Origin of the sequence: Hymenobacter negativus (genome assembly GCF_016056375.1) — a bacterium.
In the GTDB taxonomy this organism is placed as follows: domain Bacteria; phylum Bacteroidota; class Bacteroidia; order Cytophagales; family Hymenobacteraceae; genus Hymenobacter; species Hymenobacter negativus_A.
This window is the reverse complement of sequence record NZ_JAEDAE010000002.1, coordinates 433,901-457,922: the sequence shown is the minus strand read 5'-3', so window position 1 is coordinate 457,922 and position 24,022 is coordinate 433,901. Positions and strand designations below refer to the sequence as shown.

The window sequence follows — 24,022 nt, the reverse complement described above, 5'->3', positions numbered from 1 at the left end:
GCGTACGCCTTCACCCATAGTGCCTTACCATCTATTGTTACATGAAACCGCTTCTCCCCGCGCTGCTCCTGATGGCCGCTACGGCCGCCGCCCAAACGCCCCCCGCTCCTACCCCGGCCGGCAACCCCATCATCCGCAATAACTACACGGCCGACCCCAGCGCCATGGTGCAAAAGGGCACCGTGTACCTCTACACCGGCCACGACGAGGCCCCCGCCCGCCAGGAGCGCTACGTGATGCACGAGTGGCTCTGCTTTTCCAGCACCGACATGGTGAACTGGACCGAGCACCCGGTGCCGCTCCGGGTGTCGGATTTTGCCTGGGCCAAGGACGATGCCTGGGCTTCGCAGGTAATTGCGCGCAACGGCAAATTTTACTGGTACGCGGCCGTGGAGCACGGCAGCATCCACGGCAAGGCCATTGGCGTGGCGGTGGCGGACAGCCCCACCGGGCCGTTCAAAGACGCCCGGGGCTCGGCCCTGATTGCGCCCGACGCGACACCCGACGACAAAATCAGCTGGGCCGATATCGACCCCACGGTTTTCATCGACAGCAAGGGCCAGGGCTATTTATTCTGGGGCAATACCACCTGCTACTACGCTAGACTCAAGCCTAGCATGACGGAGCTGGACGGCCCCATCCAAACCGTGAAAGGCTTGCCGCGCTTCACCGAAGCGCCTTGGGTGCACGAGCACAACGGCTGGTATTACCTCAGCTACGCCTCCGAATTCCCCGAAAAAATAGTGTACGCCATGAGCCGCAGCTTAGAAGGGCCGTGGGAATACAAAGGCATTCTGAACGAGCTGGCCGGCAACTCCAACACCAACCACCAGGCCATCATCGACTTCAAAGGCCAGTCTTACTTCATCTACCACAACGGCGGCGCGAATACCGACGGCGGCAGCTACCGCCGCTCGGTATGCATCGACAACCTGTATTACAACAAGGACGGCACTATGAAGCGCGTGGTGATGACCACGGAAGGCGTGAAGGCGGCAAAATAATACGGACCAAAACGAAGATGGAACGCCCTGTTGCCCATGGCCTAAGCGAAATGCTTGGGTTGTGCGCGTCAGGGCATTCTGCGTTGGTGCGAACTACAACGGGCAGGCAATTGTATATTTAGTAAGTAAACTAACAAGTTTACTTGCCGATATGTCCGACCAATCCGATACCCTGCACCTGGCCGCCGAGCTGCGCACTGTCGTTTCCAGGCTGGTGAAAAAGCTGCGCAGCCACTCTCAAACGCATTCTTCCCTGTCGCTCACCGAGCGGGCCGTGGTGAAGCTGTTGGCCCAGCACGGGCAGCTGCTGCCCAGCGAGCTGGCCGCACAAGAGAAGGTCACCACCCAATCCATGTCGCAGATACTGAGCCACCTGGCAGAGTTGGGCTACATCACGCGCCAGCCTTCGGCCACCGATAAGCGCAAGGTGCTAATTAGCCTGTCGGCGGCGGGCGAGGCGCTGATTCCCGCCATGCAGCAGGAAACGAATGAGTGGCTGCACCAGGCCCTGCAAAAAACCTGCTCGGCCCAGGAACTGGCCAGCCTGCGTGAGGCGCTGCCCGCCCTCACCAAACTGGTTGATTTTGACTAGACAACCCCACGCCTATTCTGCATGAATTCGGACATTTTTCGCGCCTTCCGCAGCCGCAACTACCGCTATTTTTTTGCCGGGCAATCCCTGTCGCTGCTGGGCACCTGGATGCAGAAAACCGCCGTGAGCTGGGTGGTGTATGCCCAAACGCAGTCCAAGTTTATGCTGGGCGTGAGCGTGTTTGCCACGCTGTTTCCGTCGGCCGTGTTCTCGCTGCTGGGCGGGGTGGTGTCGGACCGCTACAACCGCTACCGCGTGCTGCTCCTGACGCAGGTGCTGTCCATGGCGCAGGCCCTGCTGCTCACGCTGGCGGTCTATTTCAAGCAGGATGCGGTGTGGGAAATCATTGCCCTGAGCGGCGTGCTGGGCATTATCAATGCCTTCGACGTGCCGGCCCGCCAGGCGCTGGTGTACGACCTGGTGGACAATAAGCAGGACCTGCCCAACGCCGTGGCCATGAATTCGACCATGCTGAACCTGACCAAGCTGCTGGGACCGGCTGTGGCCGGCTTCGCCATCGAGCAGTTGGGGGCGGTGGCATGCTTCGGGCTGAATGCGCTCAGTTTCGTGGCCGTCATCGGCTCGCTGCTGGCACTGCGGCTACCGGCGTATGTGGCCCGGGCACGCACCAAAAACCTCATGGGCGAACTGACAGAAGGGTTTCAGTACGTGAAGGATACACCCACCATTCGCTTTCTCATCACTATGCTGGGTATCACCGGCCTGCTGGTGCTGCCCTTCACCAACCTGATGCCCGTGTATGCCAAGGACATCTTCCGGGGCACCGCCACCACGTTTGGCCTGCTCGATGGGGCTATTGGCCTGGGTGGGCTGATAGCCGCGCTCTACCTGGCCGCCCTCAAGCCCAGCCAGGACCTGAATAAGGTGCTGATGACAAATATGTTCGTATTCGGTGTGGGGCTGGTGCTGTTTTCCTATACGCCGTGGTTCTGGCTGGCGCTGCCGTTTCTGGTGGTGGGTGCCTTTGGCATGATGTCGCAAACCACCATCAGCATTACCCTGCTCCAGACGCTGATGCTGCCGGCCATGCGCGGCCGGGTCATCAGCATTTACGTGCTGGTTTATACCGCGTCGGTGCCGCTGGGCAGTCTGCTGGTGGGGGCGGTGTCAGAGCGCATTGGCGTGCAGCCCACGGTGCTGGCCGAAGGCCTGTTGGCCTTGCTGATTGCGCTGCTGTACGTTCGGAACCTGCGCCAGGTGAAGGCCGCCGGGCTGGCCGTTTCTGCCGCCACAACACCACCCGCTGAAGTAGCCACCGCCGCGTAATCCATTTTTCTGTTCCATCCTTTTATTACTCGTCCTAAGATGGTTACCTGGCGCGCGTTCTATCACGCGGCGCTTGATGAGGAGCTGACGAAGCACAACATCACCGGCATCGTGCTGGCAGGCGTGAGTACCAGCATTGGGGTCAGTCCGCCGAGAATCTATTGAGAGTGATTAGGCGCTTATTTCCCAGCTGCTGCCTCCTGAGCGGTGGGCTGGCTGAGCAGGTCCACGGCGGTGACGCGCTCGGGAAACCAAACGGTCATTTCGCCCTTGCCGCGGTTGGCCCAGGCGTAGTACGGGATGGCCGTGAATGCTTGCGGCACGGTGCGCACGGATGTGGCCTCTACTTCCACGGCCGGCACGGTGGCCGTCAGCGTCATCACCCCATTCAGCAGGCCGGGCTGGAAGGCGGTGCTGAAGGCCGTGCCGGCGGGTACGATGAGGTTGCTGGTTTTGCCGTTGTTGTCCTTCCACTCGGCGCAATAGATGACCGGGCCGCGCTGCAAAGCCACTTTGCCCAGGTCATCCTTCACCTGGGCGTTGGCCAGCACGCGGCGCACTTCCATGGGCAGCGTCAGGTCGACAACGTCGCCCTTGCGCCACTTGCGGGCCAGCACGGCGTAGCCGTTTTGCAGAGTATAGGCCACGGGCCGGCCGTTGATTTTGATGGTGGCCGTCTGGCTGGAAGGCGTGGCAAACGTGTACAGGCTGGAGGGCATGGCCTGGTTGCGGGCCCAGCCGGGAATGCGCAGCCGCAGGGTAAAATCGGTGGCGGTGGCCGGGTTCACGGTGAATTTCAGGCCGCCGTCCCAGGGGTAATTGTTTTGCTGGGTGATGCCGATGTTTTGCTTGCCGATGCGCAGCGTGGTGTTGCCGCTCACAAACAGGTTCACATACAAATCCCTGTCTTTCTGCGCGTACACGTAGCCGGGCAGCGCGGGCATGAGGCGGGCCAGGTTGGTGGGGCAGCACGAGCACTCAAACCAGCCCGCCCGCGCCGGCTCGGTGTCGTGGTAGCCCATGGCATTCTTAATCTGCATCGCATTCGAGTAGAAAAAGCTCTTGCCATCGAGGCCCACGCCCGAAATCAGGCCGTTGTAGAGCACCTTTTCCATCACGTCCACATACTTGGCATCGCCGTGGAGCTGGAACATGCGCTGGTTCCAGTACACGTCGGCTACCGAGGCACAGGTTTCGTTGTAAGCCGTGGTGTTGGGCAGCTCGTAGTTGGCCCCGAACCGCTCGCCCGCGGGCACCGCGCCGGTGCCGCCCTGCACATACATCTTTTTGCCCACCATATTTTGCCAAATGGTGTCCACGGCGGCCAGCAGCTTTTTATCGCCGGTGAGGGCGGCCACATCGGCCATGGCGGAGTAGAGGTATTCGGCGCGCACGGCGTGGCCTTCGGCTTCGGTCTGGGCCGTCACGGGCTGGTCGTCCTGCCAGTACTGGCCGTTTTTGAAGGGGTCGGCGCTCTTAGAGTCGTAGCCCTTGTACTGGCCGCGGGCTTCGATGAAAAACTTCGCTGTGCTGAGGTATTCGGGCTTGCCCGTAGCGCGGTAAAGCTTCACCAGGCCCATTTCCACTATTTCGTGGCCCGGGGCCACGGTGCGCTTGCCGGGGCCGAAGACCGAGCACACCAGGTCAGCATTTTTGAGGGCAATGGTGAGCAGGGTTTTCTTGCCGGTGGCCTCGTAGTGGGCCACGGCGGCTTCGTAGAGGTGGCCGGCGTTGTAGAGCTCGTGGCTGAGCTCCCGCTCCTTTTCCCAGCGCTCCTGGCCGGCCCAGTGGTGCGGGTGGGCGGGGTCGATGGTGCGGGCGGTGTAGAGGTAGCCGTCGGGCTCCTGGGCCGCGCCAACCTTCCTGATTAGCTCGTCGACGTAGGCATCCAGCTTGGCATCGGGGTACACGCTCAGCGAGTACGACGCGCCCTCAATGGTCTTGTAAATGTCGGTGTCATCGAAGGGGTAAACCGTGGCAAACTTACCGGATTTCGCCGCCGCCATCTCGAAGTTTTTCACCCGGTTGGTGGCTTCGCAGCGGGCGAAGGACGCGGGAATGGTGACGTCGGTGTTGGTTTTGAGGCGCGGCAGCCAGAAGCTGTCGGTCAGCTTCACCTTGGTGAAGGGCACGGCCCGAATGGGATAGTCGGCGGTCTGTTGGGCATGGGCAGGCATGGCGGCACCCAACCCCAGAACCAGCAGAAATATATTCGAAGTAGTCATGAGGAATTTCGTTATTTCTTAGGAATTGAAATGCGATACAGAGCCGCGCCATGCCGCCGGACATAGGGCGCAAACTCAGTAGTGAATTTACCGATTTGCCGGCCGGTCCACAGGTCCTGCACACTGGCCCCGGCCGTCGCACCCAACTCCTGCAACGCTACCGGCACGCGCACCGAGTCGGCGGGTGCGGGGCGGAAAGGCGACTTGGTGAATACCAGGAAATCGAGCGTACCGCCGGTGTTTTGCCCAGCCGCCGCGTTGTCGAGCCCCACCGTGGTGCTGAGGCGGGTGGTGCCAGCCGGCAGGTCGTATTCAATGATGGAATTGGCGTGGGTGCCGATGCCGGTTTCGTAAGCCTTGCCAGCCACCAGCAGCGGCCCACCCGACACGCTTTTGTTCACGGCGGGCTTGCCCCAGCCGGCGGTGGCGCGGCGCCACGGCCGCGTGGTGAGCGGCACCGGTTTGCCGTCGCTGTTCAGCAGTATCGGGTTTAGCCAGTCGGCGTGGTCCCAGGCGGTGCCGTCGCCGCCGTCGCGCACGGTCAGGTAGAGCTTGGTAGCCCCGGCGAGGTCTACTTCAGCGGTTTTGGCTGAGGTTTGGCGGGTAATGGGCCCACTGGCCCAGGCGGCTTCGCTGGCGGGGGCCAGTTCCTGGTCCTGGGCGTTGAAGAGGGCCAGGAATTTATCGCCGGTAGCGGGGTCGTCGGCGGTCCAGGCTACCAGGTCGCCGCGGCGAAACAGCTGGCGGTTGTGGGTGCTGCGCTGGTTCACGGCCAGCAAGCGGGGGTTGGTAATCAGGGCCAGCGTGGCCGCATCGTTGCTGGGCAGGTCGCCGCCAAACATGAGCGGCGAGCGGAAGATGCTCCAGAGCGTCATCAGAGTGCGCTGCTCGTCGGGGGTGAAGCGGGTCATGCGGTCATCGCCCCGCTCGGCCCGAATGCCCAGGCGGCCCAGCGGCAGCATGTCCGCATCGGGAAAAGCGCCGGGCCGAATGTGCGACGCCCACCGCGCGCACACCGCGAAATGCTCCTTGAGCTGCTCCCAGCTGTCCCAGAAGTCGCCCACGGTGCGCCACATGTTGGCGTGGGCGGCCACGTGCGTGGCTTCGGCAATCGGGGTTTCGCCGGGCGAGGTGCTGAATACGATTCGGCGGCCCGACTTGTCAATGGCCCGCCGAATCATCTCTACTTCCGGCTTGTGGTAGGGCTCCGAGAGGTCATCGACTTTCACAAAATCCAGCCCCCACGCGGCGTAGAGCTTGAACAGCGAGTCGTAGTATTCCTGCGCCCCCGGCCCGGCTTTCACCGTGTACATGTCGTGCAGCCAGCGGGCCTGGCCCTCTTTCGAGTAGATATCGGCCGCCGTGAGCTTCGTGCCGAGGATGGGCAGCCGGCGCTGCACCGCCACCACCGGCACCCCGCGCATGATGTGAATCCCGAATTTCAGTCCCTTGCTGTGCAGGTAATCGGCCAACGGCTTAAAGCCCTTGCCGCCGGCAGCCGAAGGAAACCGGTTCACGGCCGGGACGAAGCGGCCGTACTCGTCCAGGTTCCAGTCGGGGTTTTTCTCGTTGTAGCCGTGGGCCGTGTCGTTGCCCACGTACCAGCGGATGTCCACCACCACGTACTCCCAGCCGCTGCTTTTGAGGTTGCGGGCCATGTAGTCGGCATTGGCCTTCACCTCGGCTTCGGTCACGGTAGGGCCGTAGCAGTCCCAGCTGTTCCAGCCCATGGGCGGCGTGGTGGCCCACTGGTGGAAGTCGGGTCTGGACGCGGCTTGCTGGGAATGAGCCGCGGGGATGGTGCCGAGAAGGGCGGCCACTGCCAATAGACGACGGGCTACGCTCATCATGACGTTCTGCATTTTATTGTTCTCTTTCCCTACCCTACCGCTTGCCCGGAATGCGCAGCACCGTAAGCGAGTTCGGGGCCAGCGTGTAGCTCACCACCGGGCCGGCCACGGCAAATTTCGATTCCTGTGGCGTGAGTTTTTTGGGTTCCTGCAGGCTGTTCTGGGTGTTCAAATCATCGGCGGCCATCACCAGGGCGCGGCCGGTTTTGCCCAGCTTTTTGGCTCCGGCCAGGTTCACTTTCACGGTGCGGGGCGCGGTGGAGTAGTTCACCAGCTTCACCACGAGGTCGCCGGCCGCGTCGTCGGCCACGGCGCTGGCGAAGAGGTTATCGGTACCGCTTTTGGCGCCGCCGGGCAGCTGCACGGGCAGCATAGTGGTACCCTTGTTCTGGCTGAAAAGCTGCTGCACGTAGTAGTTCACCGTGCCGTAGGCATTCAGGTTGTCGAACCAAATAAGGTTTGGCGTCCACTGCCAGGCATCGACGTGGGCGAAGAGCGGCGCGTAGGACGCCATGGCCACCACGTCGGCATTGCGTTCCAGGCCGGTCATGAAAGCGGCTTCGGAAAGGGCGCAGTCCCAGTTGTTCTTATTGGCGGGGCTGGCAATGCCCACGCTCTGGGCGGCGTATTCGCCGGCGAAGATTTTGGAGCCGGTGCGCGGGTAGTTGTCGTAGCGGTCCACGTGCTGCCGGAACCACTCCGGCTTGGCGTAGTAGTGCTCATCGATGAACTCCGCCTTTTGCGCGCGCAGCGTGGCCGTGGCTTTGTCAAACAGCTCGCCCTCTGGCGAAGGACCGGCGCTGCTCACTATCTGAATGGCCGGATACTTCGCCTTCAGCACCCTGGCAAACGGCTCGTAGCGCTCCAGGTACTGCGGCCCCCACTGCTCGTTGCCAATGCCAATCATCGTGAGGTTGAAGGGTGCGGGATGACCCATGGCCACACGTTTTGCGCCCCAGGTAGAGGAGGCAGGGCCGTTGGCAAATTCTACCAAATCCAGCGCGTCCTGAATGAAGGTATCCAGCGTGGGCTCGTCGCCCGGGCCGGCCGCGTTCGGCCCCTTGGCCGCGCTGCCCAGCGGGGCCAGCTCGGCCGAGTTGAACTGGCAGGCCATGCCCACGTTCAGAATCGGCAGCGGCTCGGCTCCAATGTCTTCCGCCAGCTGGAAATACTCGAAGAATCCCAACCCAAACGACTGGTAATAATCGGGCGTGTAGCGCTGCTTAAATTCTTTATTCCAGCGGTTTATCATGGGTTGGCGGCTGGCTACCTCGCCAATGGTTTCCTTCCACTGGTAGCGGTTATCCAACGTCATGCCCTCCACAATGCAGCCGCCAGGAAAGCGCAGAAAACCCGGCTTCATGTCCTTGAGCAGTTGCACGAGGTCGGGCCGCAGGCCGTTTTCGCGCTTCAGGTAGGTGTCCTTCGGGAACAGGGAAACCACATCAATGTCGGCCGTGCCGGTGCCTTCCACCGTCAGCTTGAGGCGGGCTTTGGCCGCTGTGGCCGAAGGCCGGAGCACCACGCTGTACTTCTTCCACTCACCGGTAAGCCCCGTGATTTGGGCCTGGGCCAGCGCCTGGCCCGAGGCAGACGTTTCGGGGCCACCGCCGCGCTGGCCGGGCTCTTCCAGGGTCACATTGAGGGCCGAAATGCTACCGGGGCCGCGCCGCAGGTACACCGAGAAGGTGTATTCCGCGCCCTGTTTCACGCCCATGCCGCGGAAGCCTTCGTTCACGAAACCGGCATCGGGCCCGGCAGTTTTCACGCTTAGTCGCAGGAAATGCCGGTTGGTGGCGCCAATGGGTTGGTCGCCCGACACGCGGTAGTCGGCCAGCCCGGCCGCACCCCGGATGGCCTTCCAGCCGATGAGATGGTCATCGTATTCAAACGATTTGTTCTTCACCAGCTCGGGATACAGCCCGCCGTCGGCCGCGAAGTTGATGTCTTCGAAAAACAGGCCGAACATGTTTTTCGGCACGGCCGCAACCGGCTTGCTCACCTGCACGGTGAGGGTGGCGGGGGCCGTTTGGGCCAGGGTAGCAGGGCCGGGCAGCAGGCCCAACAACGCCAGCGCCGCCGCTTCCAGCAGGCGTTGCGTAATAGAGAAAGTCATGGGCGGTGGGAATCTGTTGGTGCGTGAGGACGATGTAGCAACGCGACACTTCGCGTCCCGGCGTTAGCCGATTGCTCCTACAATGGTGCAGGCAGTGAGACGCGAAGCGTCGCGTCTCTACGTCGTGCTGTATCAGCCCCGAAAGGCCACTTCGTTGTACCGCAGCTCATTTTTGAAGGTACGCAGCTTGGTATCGGCATCGATAATTAGGAATTCAATCCCGGCCATTTCGGCGAAATCCTCCAGGTATTCGGCGGTCAGGTTCTGGCTGTAGCCGGTGTGATGGGCGCCCCCAGCCAAAATCCAGGCGGCCGCGCCCACACTCAGGCTGGGCTGCACTTTCCAGAGCACGCGAGCCACCGGCAGCTTGGGCAGGTCGGCGGCGGGCAGCACAGCCTCCACCTCGTTCACAATCAGTCGAAAGCGGTTGCCGAGGTCCACGATGGTGGCATTCAGGGCCGGGCCGGCGGGGCAGTTGAAAACGAGGCGGACCGGGTCAGCTTTGCCGCCGATGCCCAGCGGGTGCACTTCCACCTTCACCTTACCGGTGCCGATGCTCGGGCATATTTCCAGCATGTGCGAGCCGAGCACCTGCTCGTTGCCGGGCTCGAAGTGGTAGGTGTAGTCTTCCATGAAGGAGTTGCCGCCGGGCAGGCCCGCGCCCATCACCTTCATAGCGCGCACCAGGGCCGCGGTTTTCCAGTCGCCCTCGCCGCCGAAGCCATAGCCCTCGGCCATGAGCCGCTGCGTGGCGATGCCGGGCAGTTGGGCCAGCCCGTGCAAGTCCTCGAAGGTGTCGGTGAAACCCTTAGCGCCTTTGTCCTGCAGGAACTGGCGCAGGCCGGCCTCGATGCGGGCGGCCTCGCGCAGAGAGTCCCGCTTCGTGCCGCCGGCTTTGAGGTCTTCGGCCAGCTCGTATTCTTTTTCATACGTAACCAGCAGCTCGTCAATTTGCGCGTCGCTTACTTCGTTGACCACGGCCACCAGGTCGCCGATGCCGTAGGTATTTACTTCGTAGCCGAACTTGATTTCGGCTTCCACTTTGTCGCCTTCGGTCACGGCCACGTAGCGCATGTTATCGCCGAAACGGATAAATTTCGCAGACTGCCAGTCGGCCCAGGCCGCGGCCACGCGGCTCCAGATGTTCAGGCTCTCGTGCACGGCGGCGCTTTGCCAGTGGCCCACTATCACCTTGCGCTTCAGCCGCATGCGGGCCCCAATGAAGCCAAACTCGCGGTCGCCGTGCGCCGACTGGTTGGTGTTCATGAAATCCATGTCGATGTCGGCCCACGGAATGTCGCGGTTGAACTGCGTGTGCAGGTGCGCCAGCGGCTTCTGCAGGATTTTCAGCCCGTTAATCCACATTTTGGCCGGTGAGAAAGTGTGCATCCAGGCAATCAGGCCCACGCAGTTTTCGGCCTGGTTGGCCTCCTGCAAGAGCTTGTAAATCTCCTGCGGCGTTTTCAGAATGGGCTTGTAGACGATTTTGATGGGCAATTTCGTGCCCAGCTCCCGCGCAATTTCTTCGGAGTGGCGGGCCACTTCTTCGAGGGTTTCGGGGCCGTAGAGGTGCTGGGTACCGGTGACGAACCAAGCTTCGTAGTGCGAAATGTCAATCATAGAAGTGGCGCGGACTCTGTAGTCCGCGTTTGGGGAAGTGGTTTTGGTTTCGTTCGGGCGCGGACTATAAAGTCCGCGCTACTGCTGCCCGTAGTAGGAATTCACGCCGTGCTTGCGCTCGTAGTGCTTGCGAATGAGGGCATCTTTGAGGCGCGGTACTTCCGGACGTAGGGTGCAGCTCAGGTAAGCCATGCGGGCTATTTCTTCGAGTACGGCGCTGTTGTACACGGCTTTGTCCACGGTCTTGCCCCAGGTGAAGGGGGCGTGGTTGGCCAGCAGCACCATTTCTACTTCCGTGGGCGAGAGGCCGCGCCGCTGGAACTCGTTGAGGATTTGCCAGCCGGTCTGGTGTTCGTAGTCGCCGGCAATCATGGCATCATCCATGGGCGGGGCGCAGGGCACATCGGCCGTGAGGTGGTCGGCGTGGGTAGTACCGAGGATAGGAATGTCGAGCTGCGCCTGGGCCCAAGCCGTGGCGTAGGTGCTGTGCGTGTGCACGATGCCGCCGATGTGCTCCCAGTGGCTGTAGAGCACGGCGTGGGTTTTGGTATCGGAACTCGGCCGCTTCTCCCCTTCCAGCACGTTGTTGGCGAAGTCGAGAATCACGATGTCCTCGGGTTTCAGCAACTCGTAGGGCACCCCGCTGGGCTTGATGGCGAATACGCGCTTTTCGCGGTCGACCACGCTGGCGTTGCCGAAGGTGAAGAGCACCAGCCCGAACTTGGGCAGCTGCATATTGGCCTCGTAGCAGGCTTCTTTCAGGGCTTGGTATTGGCTCATGCGGTGGTGATGGCAGGCGCTTCAGTTTCCATAACGGGTTCGTCGGGTCCGCTTGTCGCGCTTTCCACGAAGCGGCCAAAGGCCTGATACTGCGCGTAGCGGGCCGCATAATCGTCCACGCGGGCGGGGTTGGGCAGGTAGGTTTCGGCGAAGCCGGAACCCATGGCCTTTTGCGCCGTCTGCACATCAGGCTGAATGCCGGCGGCTACGGCCGCGTACATGGCCGCACCCAGCGCCGGGGCCTGCTCCGACACGGCAATGCGAATGGGCCGGTCCAGCACATCGGCCAGGGTCTGCATCACAAACTGCGACTTTTTGGCCACGCCGCCGATACCGATGACCTGCTTAATGGGAATGCCTTCGGCCTCAAACCGCTCCACAATCTGCTTCGAGCCGTAGCAAATGGCTTCCACCAGCGCCCGGAAAATCTGGGGGGCGTTGGTGCCCATCGTCAGGTTCATGAGGGCGCCTTTCAGGGCCTGGTTGGCGTCGGGGGTGCGGCGGCCGTTCACCCAGTCCAGCGCCAGCACGGCGCTCTCGGCGTGGTCTACAGCGGCAGCTGCTTCACTCAATTTCACCAGCAGCGCGTCGCTCATTTCGTCGCGCAGGGCGTCCTGCTGTTCGGGCGTCAGCACTGTGGAATCGGGCAGCACGTGGTGCAACGGCCATTCCACGATGTTGCGGAACCAGGCCAGCAAATCGCCGAAGGCTGACTGCCCTGCCTCCAGCCCCAGCATGCCCGGAATCACGGACCCATCCACCTGCCCGCAGATGCCGGCCACGAGGTGGTCACCGACTTCGACCGTGGGCGCCACCACGATGTCGCAGGTACTAGTACCCATCACCTTCACCATCGAATAGGCTTCGATTTCACCCGCAATGGCCCCCGCGTGGGCATCGAACGAACCCACCGCCACCACGGTGTTGGTGGTCAGACCCAGGCGCTGTGCCCACTCTTCCGAAAGGTGCCCGGCCACCTCATCGGCGGTGTAAGTTTCGGTGAATAATCGATTGTGTAAACCAGCCAGTTTTGGGTCAAGGTGCTCGAGAAACTGCTCGGCGGGCAGGCCGCCCCAACTCACGTGCCACATGGCCTTGTGGCCGGCGGCGCAGCGGCTCCGCTTGAAGGTGGCGAGGTCGCCGCCGGTCAGCAGTAGGGTCAGCCAGTCGCAGTGCTCCATCCAGGAGTGGGCGGCGGCAGCCACGGCCTCATCCTCTCGCAGGATGTGCGTGATTTTGGCCCAGAACCACTCCGAGGAATAAATACCGCCTGAATATCTGGTATAATCCTCGCCGCCCCAAGTGCGGGCTTTGTGGTTGATTTCGGCGGCTTCGGCCAGGGCCGTGTGGTCTTTCCAGAGCACGAACATGGCATTCGGGTTGTCCTCGAAACCCGGCGTGAGCGCCAGCGCCACGCCCTGCGCATTCACGGGGCCGGGCGTGGAGCCGGTAGTATCCACGGCCAGACCCACGACCTGCTCGGCCGGCACGTGCTGGGCCACGCGGCGCACCACTGCCTCCAGTCCCTCAATATGGTCGAGCGGATGCTGGCGGAACTGGTTGCGCGCGGGATTGCAGAACTGTCCAGTTTTCCAGCGGGCGTAGGGATGCACGGCCTGGGCCGCTTCGGTGCCGGTGCGGGCATCCACGAGCAGGGCGCGAACGGAGTCGGTGCCGTAGTCGATGCCGATGACGTAGGCGGGGGTTGGGGTGGGTTGCACGATGGTTATCGGTAATTAAGTAATTGTCATTGTGAGTGAAGCGCAGCGGAACGCGGCAAACGAAGTTCAGCGAAGCTAATCAGTCCTGTCAAAACCAGACATTTTCCTGAGCGGCAAGCTTTTTCACCAGAGCATTATTACATCTCAAGGCTAGTCGCATCGAGAGGACAGATTAGCTTCGCTGAACTTCGTTTGCCGCGTTTCGCTGCGCTCCACCCGCAATGACAGACGGGCCTTACTTGCGCACGCTAAACGTATAGGTACTGGTGGTATGGTAAGTTTCGCCCGGGCGGAGGATGGTGCTTGGGAATTTGGGCTCGTTGGGCGAGTCGGGGAAGTGCTGGGTTTCGAGGCAAAAGCCGGCGTGCAGGCCGTACACGGTGCCGCCTTTGCCTTTGAGGCTGCCATCGAGGAAGTTGCCGGTGTAGAACTGGATGCCGGGCTGGTCGGTGGTCAACTCCAGGGTGCGGCCCGAGGCGGGGTCGTACACGGTAGCGGCGGCGTGCTGGCCGGTTTCGGCGTTCAGCACCCAGTTGTGGTCGTAGCCGCCGGGCACCTGCGCAATACGCTCGCCGATGGCGTGGGGCGTGGTGAAATCGAAGGGCGTGCCTTTAACGGGGCGCAGTTCGCCGGTCGGAATCAGGCCGGCATCCACCACGGTGTAGCGGTCGGCGGGTAGGGTCACTTCGTGCTTGAGAATGTCCTTGCTCACGCCGTGGCTCAGGTTGAAGTAGGCGTGGTTGGTGAGGTTGACGGGCGTGGCCTTATCGGTGGTGGCGGTGTAAGCTATGCGCAGGGCGTTGTTGTCGGTGAGGGTGTAAACCACCGTAATCTGCAGGTTGCCGGGGTAGCCTTCTTCGCCGTCCTTGCTCAGGTATTTCAGGGTCAGGGTCTGGCCCTCGGGCGAGGTGCCGGGCGTGGCTTCCCAGATTTTCTGGTCGTAGCCCACCTTGCCGCCGTGCAGCGAGTTGGGCCCGTTGTTCACGCCCACCTGGTAGGTTTTGCCATCAATGGTGAATTTTCCTTTGGCAATGCGGTTGCCGTAGCGGCCGATGAGCGCGCCGATGTAGGGGTTGGCCTTGCGGAAGGCCGGGCTCTGGTAGTCGCTCACATTATCGAACCCAAGCACCACGTCGTCCATTTTGCCTTCCCGGTCGGGCATCAGCAGGCCCACGAGGGTGCCGCCGTAGTTGGTGATGGTGGCTTGGGCACCCTGCTTATTGGTGAGGGTGTAGAGCTGGATTTCGGTGCCGTCGAGGGCTTTGCCGAAGGAGGCGGAAGTGGGCATGGCAGCGGCTTTCGTTTGAGTGGAGTCGACGGCCGGAGCCGTCGTGGTGGATTGCTCTGTTGGTTGATTAGACCCGCAGGCGGCCAGCAATAGCAGGCCGGACAATGTTACGGCCAGCAGCCCGGAACGACGAAATGACATCATGGATTGAAGGGAAAGTTACCTGCTCACACAATCGATTGTGCATTCAAAGATAAACAAAGCCCGCTAAGACTAAAACCTAATTTTTCGGAGCACCCCAAAATCCCTGAAAATGCGCTGAAGTGCGCCCTCGGCTACCATTTGCAAACCGCCGGTGTGCGGCAAGCCCGCTTTCCTCCCTTAATATTGTTGTCGAACTGGAAAAACCAGCGTACCCACTGCCCCAAATCAAACGACAAACCATAGCGGAAATGACCAAAATTAAAGTAGCCAACCCCGTAGTAGAGCTCGACGGCGACGAAATGACGCGCATCATCTGGAAATTTATCAAGGACAAGCTCATCACGCCCTACCTCGACCTCGACATCAAATACTACGACCTCGGCATCGAGTACCGCGACGAGACCAATGACCAGGTGACCGTCGACTCGGCCAACGCCATCAAGCAGTACGGCGTGGGCATCAAGTGCGCCACCATCACCCCCGACGAGGAGCGGGTGAAGGAGTTTGGCCTGAAGCAGATGTGGAAGTCGCCCAACGGCACCATCCGCAACATCCTGGACGGCACCGTGTTCCGCGAGCCCATCGTGATGCAGAACGTGCCCCGCCTCGTGCCCAACTGGACGGCCCCGATTTGCATCGGCCGCCACGCCTTCGGCGACCAGTACCGCGCCACCGACTTTGTGACCAAGGGCAAGGGCAAGCTTACCATCACCTTCCAGCCCGAAGATGGCGGCGAAACGCAGTCCTTTGAAGTGTTCAACTTCAAGAGCGACGGCGTGGCCCTGGCCATGTACAACACCGACGAAAGCATCCGTGGCTTCGCCCACGCCTGCTTCAACCAGGCCCTGAGCAAGGGCTGGCCGCTGTACCTGAGCACCAAAAACACCATCCTGAAGAAGTACGATGGCCGCTTCAAGGACATCTTCCAGGAGATTTACGAGCAGGACTACCTGGCCAAGTTCAAGGCCGCCGGCATCACCTACGAGCACCGGCTGATTGACGACATGGTGGCCTCGGCCCTGAAATGGAACGGCAACTTCGTGTGGGCCTGCAAAAACTACGACGGCGACGTGCAATCCGACACCGTGGCCCAGGGCTTCGGCTCGCTCGGCCTGATGACCTCGACGCTAGTGACACCCGACGGCACCGTGATGGAGGCTGAAGCCGCTCACGGCACCGTGACGCGCCACTACCGCGACCACCAGGCCGGCAAGCCTACCAGCACCAACCCCATTGCCAGCATCTTTGCCTGGACGCGCGGCCTGGAGTTCCGCGGCAAGCTCGACGGCAACCAAGAACTCATCGACTTCTGCCACACGCTGGAGCAGGTGTGCATCGAAACCGTGGAAAGCGGTAAAATGACCAAGGACCTCGCCGTCTGCATCCACGGCAACAAAGTGGAGCACGGCCGCGATTACCTCTACACCGAGGAATTCCTGGAAGCTCTGGACGAAAATCTGAAAGCCAAGCTGGCCAAGTAGGTTTAGTCTGACTGCCTGCAACGAGAAATCCCCGCCCAACCGGCGGGGATTTTTTTGTGGGCAAACGGCTGCTCCGGTCCTACCGCCCTAGGCGGTCCGACCGGTGGAAGGAAACACGTTTTGGAGAATAACGAAGACCGGTCGGACCGCCTAGGGCGGTAGGACCGGAGCAAATACGAACAGCCCCGGACTTCTGGCGAAATCCGGGGCTGCGTCAAAAGCTAAGCGCGCTTAATTAGCGGTGGTTGTAGCCGTAGCTGTGGCCGCGGTCGTTGCGGTGCTGGGCTTCCCAGCGGGCACGCTCGGCGGCTTCGCGCTGGGCGGCGAGGCGGGCGCGGTCCTGCTCGAGGCGACGTTGGTTGGCTTCGTAGCGGGCCCGTTCCAGGGCGATGCGGCGTTGTTCCTGTTGGCGCTGGGCGGCTTCGTAGCGGGCGCGCTCAATGGCCGCCTGACGGCGTGAGTCTTTATCGTGGTCGTGGTCGAAAGCGGGAGCGGCCGAAGCGGCAGTAGCAACGAAGAGCAGGCCGGTGGCGAGAAGCGAAAGCAGGGAAGTTTTCATGACGAAAAAAGAAGTTGAAAAGTGAATGGAGATTGTGACGGCGTCTGTCTCTCCAAACGCAAGCGCTGTGCCAAGGCCCGAAATAGCCAAAAGCCGCGCTTTCAACAATCAACTCTTATCCAACAACTTACTTCAACACCTCCCCTCTTAACCGTCGACCAAGCCGCCGAGTCTGCCGACTAACGCTTTCGCGGCCTGCCTCAGATACCACCCAATAAGCCCGCAATTCCTTTGATGTTGAGCCGGGCAAATTTCTGCACCCGCGCAAACCGGTCGGTGGTTTCGTCCAGTTCCTCGTCTTTGGGCTGGCGCACGGGCACCTGGGTGTGCAGCCGCGCAAAAATTGTGGCCGCAATGTCCATGTAGCCCAGCAGCAACAGGTACAACTGCTTCTTCTCGTCCTCAGCGTAGCCTTTCTGGCGAATGGCTTTGACGAGGGTATCCAGTTGCGTGGTTTCGTCGGTGAAGAGGTCGCGCAAGGCGCGGCGCTGCTGCTCGTAGTCGTACAGCTGCTGCTCGCTGCCCGCCGAAGCCGGAAAGGGGAAACTATCGGTGAAGGCTACGGCCTTGACGAAGGCGCTTTCGGCGGCGTACACCGTGGTCAGGTGCTTCTGGAGGCTGGTCCACAGCCCGGTACGGGCTTTGTCGAAAGCGCTGGGAGTGGCCGGTTCGGTACCGTTCATCGGGCGGGCGGGCTGGGGTAAGAGAGCGGCAAAGGTACTCCGGCTGCCGGGCCAAACGCCACGTTGCACCAGATGATAATGACCAGCCAGTAGAAGTTGCTGCAGTAGCCTTACCTGCTGTATACCGCTATAATGGTGTAAGAATCGATGTCACAATCGGTCTATTTTTAGAATTGGATTTTATATATTATACTATCATAATTTATTATAATAAATATAAAATATTCAGTAAAGCGAGCTCATTTCATGTCATAATTCTCCTCTTTTTGATGTCGCATTCACATGCGATGTTTCCTTTTCCTCAGTAAAAAATCTCATTTGCTTTGTGCCAGTACCGTCCCCCACTACCATTCCGATAAGTAAGCATCCTGTTTTTCATGCCGAACAAAATTTGCAAGTTACTAATCGTCTTCTGCTGCGCCTTGGGAGTTACTCACGCTGTCTTGGCCCAAGGAGTACCTCCCCCTGCCATCGCCAAACAAGTGGAAATAGATTTGATAAATGAATCTATCAAAGGCAAAATCCCATTTGATGCCCCGTTTGAATTCATCGGGACGCCCCCCAAAACGGTCGATGTCCTTAAAATAAGAAAGGTGCAACTGGATTCCTCTACCGGGACGGTGCTAGCAGTAGAGGAAGCTACCTGGGCACGCCAATACGATAAAAGTAATGGAGGGGCAGAAGGGGAAGACGCTAAAGCCGAAAAGTTTCGGCTGTTCCTCCTCTTCAAACAGGGCCAAGGGTATCCCACCCCTAACCACCGTTATCTATTTTACATTGACGGTTACGCCTGCACTTGGCAGGGTCAAAGTAAAGTTGCCTCTTACTCATTGGTCGGAACCACAGAATCGGGCTTATCTGACCACATCAAGCTGGATTTCGGGTTGGGCTATGCCTTCAAGCCCCGTGCTGTGGTTGGACTTACTACAGTGCACTTTTACTTCTCTCCCATCAACGAGGATACGGATTTGAATGACGAACATTTGTCCTTTTCCCGGCACTTCTTGCTTCGCACCAGCCTATTCGCGGGTCTTTCACCCGTAGTATTTAGTGAACATACGGAGCAGGAAATTAAGCGCAAGTTTGCCCTTGGAAGCTTTGTTTACGGGGTGGGGCTGCGTTCTCCATTTTACAGTCCCTGGTTCCGCACGGGCAGATTTGGGCGGGTATTTTTCCAACCCATGCGGGTCAATGTGGGTGTACTAAACTTTAAGCAGGCCAACCAGAACGTGTCCATCGCCGGCGATGTCAACAAACGGGCTTTGTTCATGAGCATCACCTACGACTTCAACATCGCTTCCATTCTCGGCCCGCTGGGCAAATTAGTTCAATGAAACGCATCATTTTCCTAGCAAGCGCGCTAGCCGCTGTTTGGGTTTTGGGTGGTTGCTCCCCGCTGGAGGACCCGGCCCTTGTCGCCCCGGAAGAAATACTGCTCTTGTCGGTAACTGGAAAAAAACAGTTAGTTGCCAATGGCCAGGACAAAACGGTGCTGCTGGCTCGGGTTCCCAAAGAAGCGGGGCAGGTCATCATCACTTTTACGACTTCTGCTGGCAGCTTCCCCTTCAACAACACCAAAATCATCAAGCAATTCGCAGATTCCATACAGGGTGACTACCGGTACGCTCGAACCTTATTGAGGTCTGACACTACCAAAGGCACTGTGTATCTCACAGCGGAAACCCCTCAGGCTAGCCGTCGCCAAACCGTACTCTTCATTCCCTAACATCATAACCGCTCCCGCCATGGCCCCCAACGACGACCTCAAGAAGATTAAGCAATTGCTGGCTCAAGCCGCTGCCAGTGATAACGTGGATAAAGCAATGGAAGGATTTGCGCCCCGAGGGTGCTGCGAAATCAGACAAGGCGGTTCTTCGGTTTCGCAATCAAATGTGACGTTGCAAACGTGCCAGAGCATCGCCAATCAATTTGGCGGCACTAGTTATAATTTCAAACCTGGGGTGAACTGCTAATTGGCCATGAATTGCAGCTCCGCGGCCCCAGGGTTGGGGGCTGGACCAATAGTACAACTGCGCCGCCGCTACTGCTAACCTCTATCTTATTGCCATGCTCGCAAGCGACGTTTCTTCCCAACGCTGGGACCAGCTCCAACCGGTCAAAAACCCCGGCACGTGGCTGCTCAAGGCCGATAAAGCGGCAATCCATTTGGCTCTGCCAGCACCCGAAGCCAGACGGCGCGAACACTTCCTGGCCGCGGATGGCCAGCAACCCACGAATCTGGAACTGGAAGTCCTTCGAGGCAACAACGACCTGCTGCAAGTCAATTTTTTAGACCGCTGCCTACTGGTTCGGCAGGCCGTGGGGCGGCTGGAAGCGCATCAGGACAACCAACGCATTCTGGCCACGGGATTTATGGTTGCACCTGGCTTGCTGCTCACCAACAACCACGTACTGCCCGAGCCCGGCATAGCTGAAACCGGCTCGGTTGAGTTTAATGCTTGGTACGACGTAGCGGGCGAGGCGGGCCCGACCGTGCGGTTTGATTTAAACCCGGCAGCTTTTTTTGTAACGGACCAGGAGTTAGACTATACCCTGGTTGCTGTGCAGGCGACCTCGCGCAGCGGCCGAGCACTACTTGCCGAGCAGGGGTACCTGCGGCTCTTTCCAAGCTCGGGTAAAGTGGGCGTCAACGAGTGCGTGACCATCATTCAGCACCCAGACGGCGAGCTCATGCAGATTGCTTTGCGCGAAAACCAGGTGACCCGGGCGCAAGAAGACGAGAACTTTATTCAGTATGAGACTGACACGGCCCACGGCTCGTCGGGCGCCCCGGTCTTCAACGATTCACTGCAAGTTGCCGCGCTGCACAGTGGAGGGCGCATCAAGCGCGATGCCCAGCAAGCCTACGTGCTGAAAGACGGCACCACGCGCCCCACCCTGGACGGCCTGCGGGAATCAGATGTGGAGTGGGAAGCCAACGCTGGTATTCGCGTTTCGGCGATTTGCGCGAACCTGCTAATGCAGGCCCGCCAGCGCTACCCTGCTTTTGTGGCGGTGCTGGAACAAGCCATGGCGGGGGGCGACATCCTGGGCCGCGCCATTGTTCAAGTCAGCACCAGCGGCCCAGACCATGTTTCACCTCCTTCATCCTCCCTCATGCAAGCCGAAAGCAGCCGCTCCGAAACATCCCTCGAATCAACCCCGCCTCAAACCAACACCGGAATAGCCATTCCGCTCACACTGCGCATCAGCCTAGAAGGACCGCAAGGCCTGCGGGCCGAGCCTGCTGACACAGGAACCAAGTCCTTGCTATCCGCAGCAACTGGCTTGGAAACAGAGGCCTTTAAGCAGCAGATTCCTGTCATTTACGACGATTTGGCCAGTCGTCAGGGCTACCAGCCCGATTTTTTGACCCTAGATGGAGGGGCAGTGGTGGCCCTGCCGCAGCTTACGGCCGCTGGCAAGTCCGTCGTCGCCCCACTGCTGGAAGGAGGAGGCTACGAATTGCGCTACCACAAGTTTTCTGTGGTCATGCACAAGCAGCGCCGCCTGGCGCTTTTTACCGCTGCCAACGTGGACTGGATTCAATCCCATCGGGAAATCAATGGGCACAAACCGACCCGTGCCGAGCTGACAAACATTCCTGACATGGTCACCGAGGAATGGGTGCCGGATGCTCGCATTGCGGCCGCGCACCAGCTGTCCGACATCTTCTACACCGACGACCACAAAGCGTTTGACAAAGGACATCTGGTACGCCGCGACGACGTGTGCTGGGGCAATACTTTTGAGGATATGCAAATGGCAAATGGGGATACTTACCACATTACCAACTGCAGCCCGCAAATCAAAGGATTCAATCAAGCGGCATACGGAGTAGACAACTGGGGCGATTTGGAAGCCGAAGTAGCCAAGCAAACCAAGGCCGAGAAAGTGATATTGTTTTCCGGCCCCGTCCTCGCTCCGGACGACCGCTGGTTTCGCGGTAAAGACAGTACCGGAGAAGTCCGGGTACAAATTCCCAACCGGTTTTGGAAAATCGTGGTGGCCAAGGAGACCACCGGTCCGAAGGCTTATGGCTTCGTGCTGGAACAAGATGTGCAAGCCATCACCGAAAAGGAATTTAAGGTAACGCCGACCTGGAAGTCCAAACTTGTTCCAATTGCCACAATTACGGGCTTACTGCGTGGCTGGGTTGATTTATCTGCTTTAGAAGCTATTAGCGCCTAATCAACTTCGGTCCAGCAGGGGCAGCGCCTGCGGGATGTGTGCCCTTGCGGCAGTCCCTGCACGTCAACTATCCCGCCGCATAAGGTAGCTGAGGTAGAACACCTGAGCGTTTGGCACTATCGGTCTCCACGTACTGGACGGCCAACTTTACTTAGTGGTGGCTATGGCCTTGAAGTCACCTCTCGCGGGCCTATTTGACGGGTCCCTAAACCTACTAATATTACACCCGTCAAGTATTTTCGCTACAGTACAGGGAAAGTAATTCCTTCGGTTAAACGGCTCTCTTAATGTCTACCCTTTTCGACCGCATTGCCCTGAGTTTGTCTGGGGGCGGCTTCCGTGCCTCCGCTTACAGCCTGGGCACGCTAAAGGCCTTACACATGCTCGGTCTGCTCGAACGCGTGCACATGCTATCAACGGCCTCGGGCGGCACCATTACCGGCGCCTACTACGCCATGAGAAGGAAAAAAGGAGACGACTTTGCCGCTATCTATCACGACTTCTATGATTTCCTCGCCCAGGACCAGCTCTTGCTCCATGCCCTAACGCAGTGGGGCAGCAACGTAAAGGCGGACCGCCCCAAACTCATTCATGCTTTCGCCGATACGTACACCAAGCTATTATTTCCCGACACCGACCTAGGAACTTTCTGGGATAAGGCGCCCCCTTCTATCCCCTATCACCTGCAAACGGTCATTTTCGGTGCTACTGAACTGTATTCGGGGCTGACTTTTCGCTTTCAGCACAGCTCTTTCCTGCCTCCGCCCAAAAAAGAGACCGACGCGGCTTACCTCGTGGGCAACGGTAACGTGCACTTGCCGGCAAAATACGCCCGCCAACTCCGCTTGGGTGACGTGGTAGCCGCATCTTCCTGCTTTCCGGGTGGTTTCGAGCCTTTGGTCTTGCCAGACGATTTTTTGCCCAAGGAAGATAATTCTGTACTTCGCGGCGGTCCAGGCCAGCCTTTTCTCGGCAGCGTGGCTTTACTCGACGGAGGCATCTACGACAACCAGGGCATTGAAAGCCTGCTGCTGGCCAACGAGCGCAACGCTAAATACCGGGAAACAGCCCAGGCTACACTTCCCGAAGAGCAGGCGCAACTCTTGCAGCCTACTACCCTGTTTTTAGTTGCGGACGTGAGCAGTGCCGAAAAAAGCATCTACCAGGCTGCGCCAGCAGCCATTGGTGGTTTTTCTCCTACCCTCATCCAAGCGTTCAGCGCTTGGCTTGTCCTACTCACTCTGCTTTGCCTCGGGGCATGGTGGCTGCGCAATTCCCATCCCTTCGTCGGGGGTACCCTCACTGGACTGGCGCTGACTGCAGTTGGTGTAACGGGGCTACTCATCTGGGGCTGGCAGCGACTTACCCGAATATTGAGTCGCATGGGACCGAATCTGCCAGCGTGGGTGCTGCCCCGGCTGCGGCAGCTACCGTTACGGCAGCTATATGATTTGCTCACCCTGCGTCTTGGCAGCACCAAGGCGTTGCTTACCTCTGTGTTCATGCGCCGGGTGCGTAGTCTCAACTACGAGCAACTATATCGAAACCTTAGCCAGGCAAACGACACCAACCGCGGGTATGAAACCATGACCAGCATCATTGGCACGCTGGTTACCGAACACGAGCGGCAGCTAATCAAAAGGAAAAAGGTGGCCGCGAAATCCGTACCTACGTCTGTCCGCCAGCAGCTGGCAGCTGTTTATCCCACCGTTCTCTCAGCCCAGCAAATGCCCACCACACTATGGTGGCAACTGGATATTCATCGTCTTCCCGCTATCGTGGCCACCGCAGAAATCACGCTGTGTTACCAACTGCTGCGCCGCTTTGAAAAACAGCCTCCCGCTTTCCCGCTCGAAACAGAGGTGCAGCGCCGCGCCCAAATCATTTGGGACCATTACCAAGCGGACGGGGCCGGCTTATTGCCACTGGAGGCATTATCTGCGCAGTAAACGCATGTCTTTCCCTCTAGCCCCAGAGGCGGCGGGCACGACCAGAACCGGCCATGCCGCCCTACCAAGATTGCTCCACCTAAACACAGGCAGCCATTAGCAGCTGGTAACGAATGCCCCGTTCACCCGCCGCTAATCCCCCGGCGCATTGCAAGTAAAAAAGAGAAGAGGTAGCAAAAAAACCGACCACACGGTGAAAACTGCTACAAGGACTTGAGGTAGTGCTCCCACAACGCCCAACTCAGGCCGCCCGCCGCCGCGATGCCCATGACGGCATAAACGGCCCGCTCCTGACGTGCGCGCAGGGCACCGAAGTGCGAACGAAGAGTGCTGAATTTCATGACGACGCGGTGGCTAATCAGCCAGTGTACTCTCCCCAGACCGTATGGTTGCGAGAAGACGGTTATCAAATCATTAAGGCGCCCACGCCCCAGGTAAAGCAAAGGGCGCCATGGCCTACAAAAAAGCCGCCGCACGGATGCGACGGCTTTCCTGGTATCTACTTCGGACAGAGTCCGGTGCCGTACTGGGC

At 59.7% G+C, this 24,022-nt stretch carries 19 protein-coding genes; 9 read left to right on the top strand and 10 right to left on the bottom strand.

What is annotated here, in order from left to right:
- Nucleotides 1-41: 41 nt before the first annotated feature.
- The 3 genes from I7X13_RS06875 to I7X13_RS06865 all read left to right on the top strand — a co-directional run bounded on the left by I7X13_RS06875 (nucleotide 42) and on the right by I7X13_RS06865 (nucleotide 2,883).
- Complete coding sequence (locus I7X13_RS06875) at nucleotides 42-1,004, top strand: glycoside hydrolase family 43 protein (RefSeq protein WP_198074889.1); 963 nt, start codon at nucleotides 42-44, stop codon at nucleotides 1,002-1,004.
- Between the two features lie 151 nt (nucleotides 1,005-1,155).
- Entirely contained in the window at nucleotides 1,156-1,596 is a 441-nt protein-coding gene (locus I7X13_RS06870) for a MarR family winged helix-turn-helix transcriptional regulator (RefSeq protein ID WP_198066792.1), read from the top strand.
- Between the two features lie 21 nt (nucleotides 1,597-1,617).
- Nucleotides 1,618-2,883 (top strand): MFS transporter, encoded by a 1,266-nt coding sequence (locus tag I7X13_RS06865; protein ID WP_198074888.1) that lies wholly within the window; start codon nucleotides 1,618-1,620, stop codon nucleotides 2,881-2,883.
- 179 nt (nucleotides 2,884-3,062) lie between these two features.
- Here the strand turns inward: I7X13_RS06865 and I7X13_RS06855 are convergent, their stop codons facing one another.
- From I7X13_RS06855 to I7X13_RS06825, 7 genes are all read right to left on the bottom strand, one after another.
- The gene (locus tag I7X13_RS06855) at nucleotides 3,063-5,108 is read right to left on the bottom strand and encodes a glycoside hydrolase family 127 protein (RefSeq protein WP_198074886.1); all 2,046 of its coding nucleotides are present in this window, start codon (nucleotides 5,106-5,108) and stop codon (nucleotides 3,063-3,065) included.
- 11 nt (nucleotides 5,109-5,119) lie between these two features.
- Nucleotides 5,120-6,970, bottom strand: coding sequence for an NPCBM/NEW2 domain-containing protein (locus I7X13_RS06850; RefSeq protein WP_198074885.1), 1,851 nt, complete (start codon nucleotides 6,968-6,970; stop codon nucleotides 5,120-5,122).
- A gap of 22 nt (nucleotides 6,971-6,992) precedes the next feature.
- A complete protein-coding gene (locus I7X13_RS06845) occupies nucleotides 6,993-9,074 on the bottom strand; it encodes an alpha-L-arabinofuranosidase C-terminal domain-containing protein (protein ID WP_198074884.1) in 2,082 nt (693 codons plus the stop codon).
- A gap of 132 nt (nucleotides 9,075-9,206) precedes the next feature.
- Nucleotides 9,207-10,694: an L-arabinose isomerase gene (araA, locus tag I7X13_RS06840; protein WP_198074883.1), complete on the bottom strand. Its 1,488-nt coding sequence runs from the start codon at nucleotides 10,692-10,694 to the stop codon at nucleotides 9,207-9,209.
- A 78-nt stretch (nucleotides 10,695-10,772) separates the two neighbouring features.
- Entirely contained in the window at nucleotides 10,773-11,474 is a 702-nt protein-coding gene (locus tag I7X13_RS06835) for an L-ribulose-5-phosphate 4-epimerase (protein WP_198074882.1), read from the bottom strand.
- On the bottom strand, nucleotides 11,471-13,195 hold the full coding sequence (locus tag I7X13_RS06830) for a ribulokinase (protein ID WP_198074881.1): 1,725 nt from the start codon (nucleotides 13,193-13,195) through the stop codon (nucleotides 11,471-11,473). The genes I7X13_RS06835 and I7X13_RS06830 overlap by 4 nt, the downstream gene beginning before the upstream one ends.
- 235 nt (nucleotides 13,196-13,430) lie before the next feature.
- Complete coding sequence (locus tag I7X13_RS06825; protein WP_198075073.1) at nucleotides 13,431-14,624, bottom strand: aldose epimerase family protein; 1,194 nt, start codon at nucleotides 14,622-14,624, stop codon at nucleotides 13,431-13,433.
- Nucleotides 14,625-14,875: 251 nt separating this feature from the next.
- On the opposite strand from I7X13_RS06825, the gene I7X13_RS06820 reads away from it, so the two are divergent.
- Nucleotides 14,876-16,108, top strand: a complete 1,233-nt coding sequence (locus tag I7X13_RS06820) for an NADP-dependent isocitrate dehydrogenase (RefSeq protein ID WP_198074880.1) — start codon at nucleotides 14,876-14,878, stop codon at nucleotides 16,106-16,108.
- 235 nt (nucleotides 16,109-16,343) lie between these two features.
- Here I7X13_RS06820 and I7X13_RS06815 read toward each other — a convergent pair whose 3' ends face one another.
- Nucleotides 16,344-16,667 (bottom strand): hypothetical protein, encoded by a 324-nt coding sequence (locus tag I7X13_RS06815; protein WP_198074879.1) that lies wholly within the window; start codon nucleotides 16,665-16,667, stop codon nucleotides 16,344-16,346.
- 200 nt (nucleotides 16,668-16,867) lie between these two features.
- Nucleotides 16,868-17,350, bottom strand: a complete 483-nt coding sequence (locus I7X13_RS06810; protein ID WP_198074878.1) for a hypothetical protein — start codon at nucleotides 17,348-17,350, stop codon at nucleotides 16,868-16,870.
- Between the two features lie 377 nt (nucleotides 17,351-17,727).
- Between I7X13_RS06810 and I7X13_RS06805 the strand changes: the two genes are divergently transcribed.
- The 5 genes from I7X13_RS06805 to I7X13_RS06785 all read left to right on the top strand — a co-directional run bounded on the left by I7X13_RS06805 (nucleotide 17,728) and on the right by I7X13_RS06785 (nucleotide 23,490).
- A complete protein-coding gene (locus I7X13_RS06805; protein WP_198074877.1) occupies nucleotides 17,728-18,684 on the top strand; it encodes a hypothetical protein in 957 nt (318 codons plus the stop codon).
- A complete protein-coding gene (locus I7X13_RS06800) occupies nucleotides 18,681-19,076 on the top strand; it encodes a hypothetical protein (RefSeq protein WP_198074876.1) in 396 nt (131 codons plus the stop codon). The genes I7X13_RS06805 and I7X13_RS06800 overlap by 4 nt, the downstream gene beginning before the upstream one ends.
- A gap of 19 nt (nucleotides 19,077-19,095) precedes the next feature.
- Complete coding sequence (locus tag I7X13_RS06795; RefSeq protein WP_198066805.1) at nucleotides 19,096-19,323, top strand: hypothetical protein; 228 nt, start codon at nucleotides 19,096-19,098, stop codon at nucleotides 19,321-19,323.
- 94 nt (nucleotides 19,324-19,417) lie between these two features.
- Nucleotides 19,418-21,541 carry a DNA/RNA non-specific endonuclease gene (locus tag I7X13_RS06790; protein WP_198074875.1) on the top strand — a complete coding sequence of 708 codons (2,124 nt, stop codon included), beginning with the start codon at nucleotides 19,418-19,420 and terminating at the stop codon, nucleotides 21,539-21,541.
- A 287-nt stretch (nucleotides 21,542-21,828) separates the two neighbouring features.
- The gene (locus I7X13_RS06785; protein WP_198074874.1) at nucleotides 21,829-23,490 is read left to right on the top strand and encodes a patatin-like phospholipase family protein; all 1,662 of its coding nucleotides are present in this window, start codon (nucleotides 21,829-21,831) and stop codon (nucleotides 23,488-23,490) included.
- A 203-nt stretch (nucleotides 23,491-23,693) separates the two neighbouring features.
- On the opposite strand, the gene I7X13_RS06780 is transcribed toward I7X13_RS06785, so the two are convergent.
- Nucleotides 23,694-23,831, bottom strand: coding sequence for a hypothetical protein (locus I7X13_RS06780; protein ID WP_198074873.1), 138 nt, complete (start codon nucleotides 23,829-23,831; stop codon nucleotides 23,694-23,696).
- Nucleotides 23,832-24,022 lie beyond the last annotated feature (191 nt).

What these genes read in the sequence shown, in the direction of transcription:
- I7X13_RS06795 (WP_198066805.1), top strand. Translation starts at nt 19,096, where the DNA reads ATGGCCCCCAACGACGACCTCAAGAAGATTAAGCAATTGCTGGCTCAA.
- I7X13_RS06825 (WP_198075073.1), bottom strand. Translation starts at nt 14,624, where the DNA reads ATGTCATTTCGTCGTTCCGGGCTGCTGGCCGTAACATTGTCCGGCCTG.
- I7X13_RS06805 (WP_198074877.1), top strand. Translation starts at nt 17,728, where the DNA reads ATGCCGAACAAAATTTGCAAGTTACTAATCGTCTTCTGCTGCGCCTTG.
- I7X13_RS06785 (WP_198074874.1), top strand. Translation starts at nt 21,829, where the DNA reads ATGTCTACCCTTTTCGACCGCATTGCCCTGAGTTTGTCTGGGGGCGGC.
- I7X13_RS06845 (WP_198074884.1), bottom strand. Translation starts at nt 9,074, where the DNA reads ATGACTTTCTCTATTACGCAACGCCTGCTGGAAGCGGCGGCGCTGGCG.
- I7X13_RS06810 (WP_198074878.1), bottom strand. Translation starts at nt 17,350, where the DNA reads ATGAACGGTACCGAACCGGCCACTCCCAGCGCTTTCGACAAAGCCCGT.
- I7X13_RS06790 (WP_198074875.1), top strand. Translation starts at nt 19,418, where the DNA reads ATGCTCGCAAGCGACGTTTCTTCCCAACGCTGGGACCAGCTCCAACCG.
- I7X13_RS06815 (WP_198074879.1), bottom strand. Translation starts at nt 16,667, where the DNA reads ATGAAAACTTCCCTGCTTTCGCTTCTCGCCACCGGCCTGCTCTTCGTT.
- I7X13_RS06835 (WP_198074882.1), bottom strand. Translation starts at nt 11,474, where the DNA reads ATGAGCCAATACCAAGCCCTGAAAGAAGCCTGCTACGAGGCCAATATG.
- I7X13_RS06865 (WP_198074888.1), top strand. Translation starts at nt 1,618, where the DNA reads ATGAATTCGGACATTTTTCGCGCCTTCCGCAGCCGCAACTACCGCTAT.
- I7X13_RS06800 (WP_198074876.1), top strand. Translation starts at nt 18,681, where the DNA reads ATGAAACGCATCATTTTCCTAGCAAGCGCGCTAGCCGCTGTTTGGGTT.
- araA (WP_198074883.1), bottom strand. Translation starts at nt 10,694, where the DNA reads ATGATTGACATTTCGCACTACGAAGCTTGGTTCGTCACCGGTACCCAG.
- I7X13_RS06850 (WP_198074885.1), bottom strand. Translation starts at nt 6,970, where the DNA reads ATGCAGAACGTCATGATGAGCGTAGCCCGTCGTCTATTGGCAGTGGCC.
- I7X13_RS06855 (WP_198074886.1), bottom strand. Translation starts at nt 5,108, where the DNA reads ATGACTACTTCGAATATATTTCTGCTGGTTCTGGGGTTGGGTGCCGCC.
- I7X13_RS06875 (WP_198074889.1), top strand. Translation starts at nt 42, where the DNA reads ATGAAACCGCTTCTCCCCGCGCTGCTCCTGATGGCCGCTACGGCCGCC.
- I7X13_RS06820 (WP_198074880.1), top strand. Translation starts at nt 14,876, where the DNA reads ATGACCAAAATTAAAGTAGCCAACCCCGTAGTAGAGCTCGACGGCGAC.
- I7X13_RS06870 (WP_198066792.1), top strand. Translation starts at nt 1,156, where the DNA reads ATGTCCGACCAATCCGATACCCTGCACCTGGCCGCCGAGCTGCGCACT.
- I7X13_RS06780 (WP_198074873.1), bottom strand. Translation starts at nt 23,831, where the DNA reads ATGAAATTCAGCACTCTTCGTTCGCACTTCGGTGCCCTGCGCGCACGT.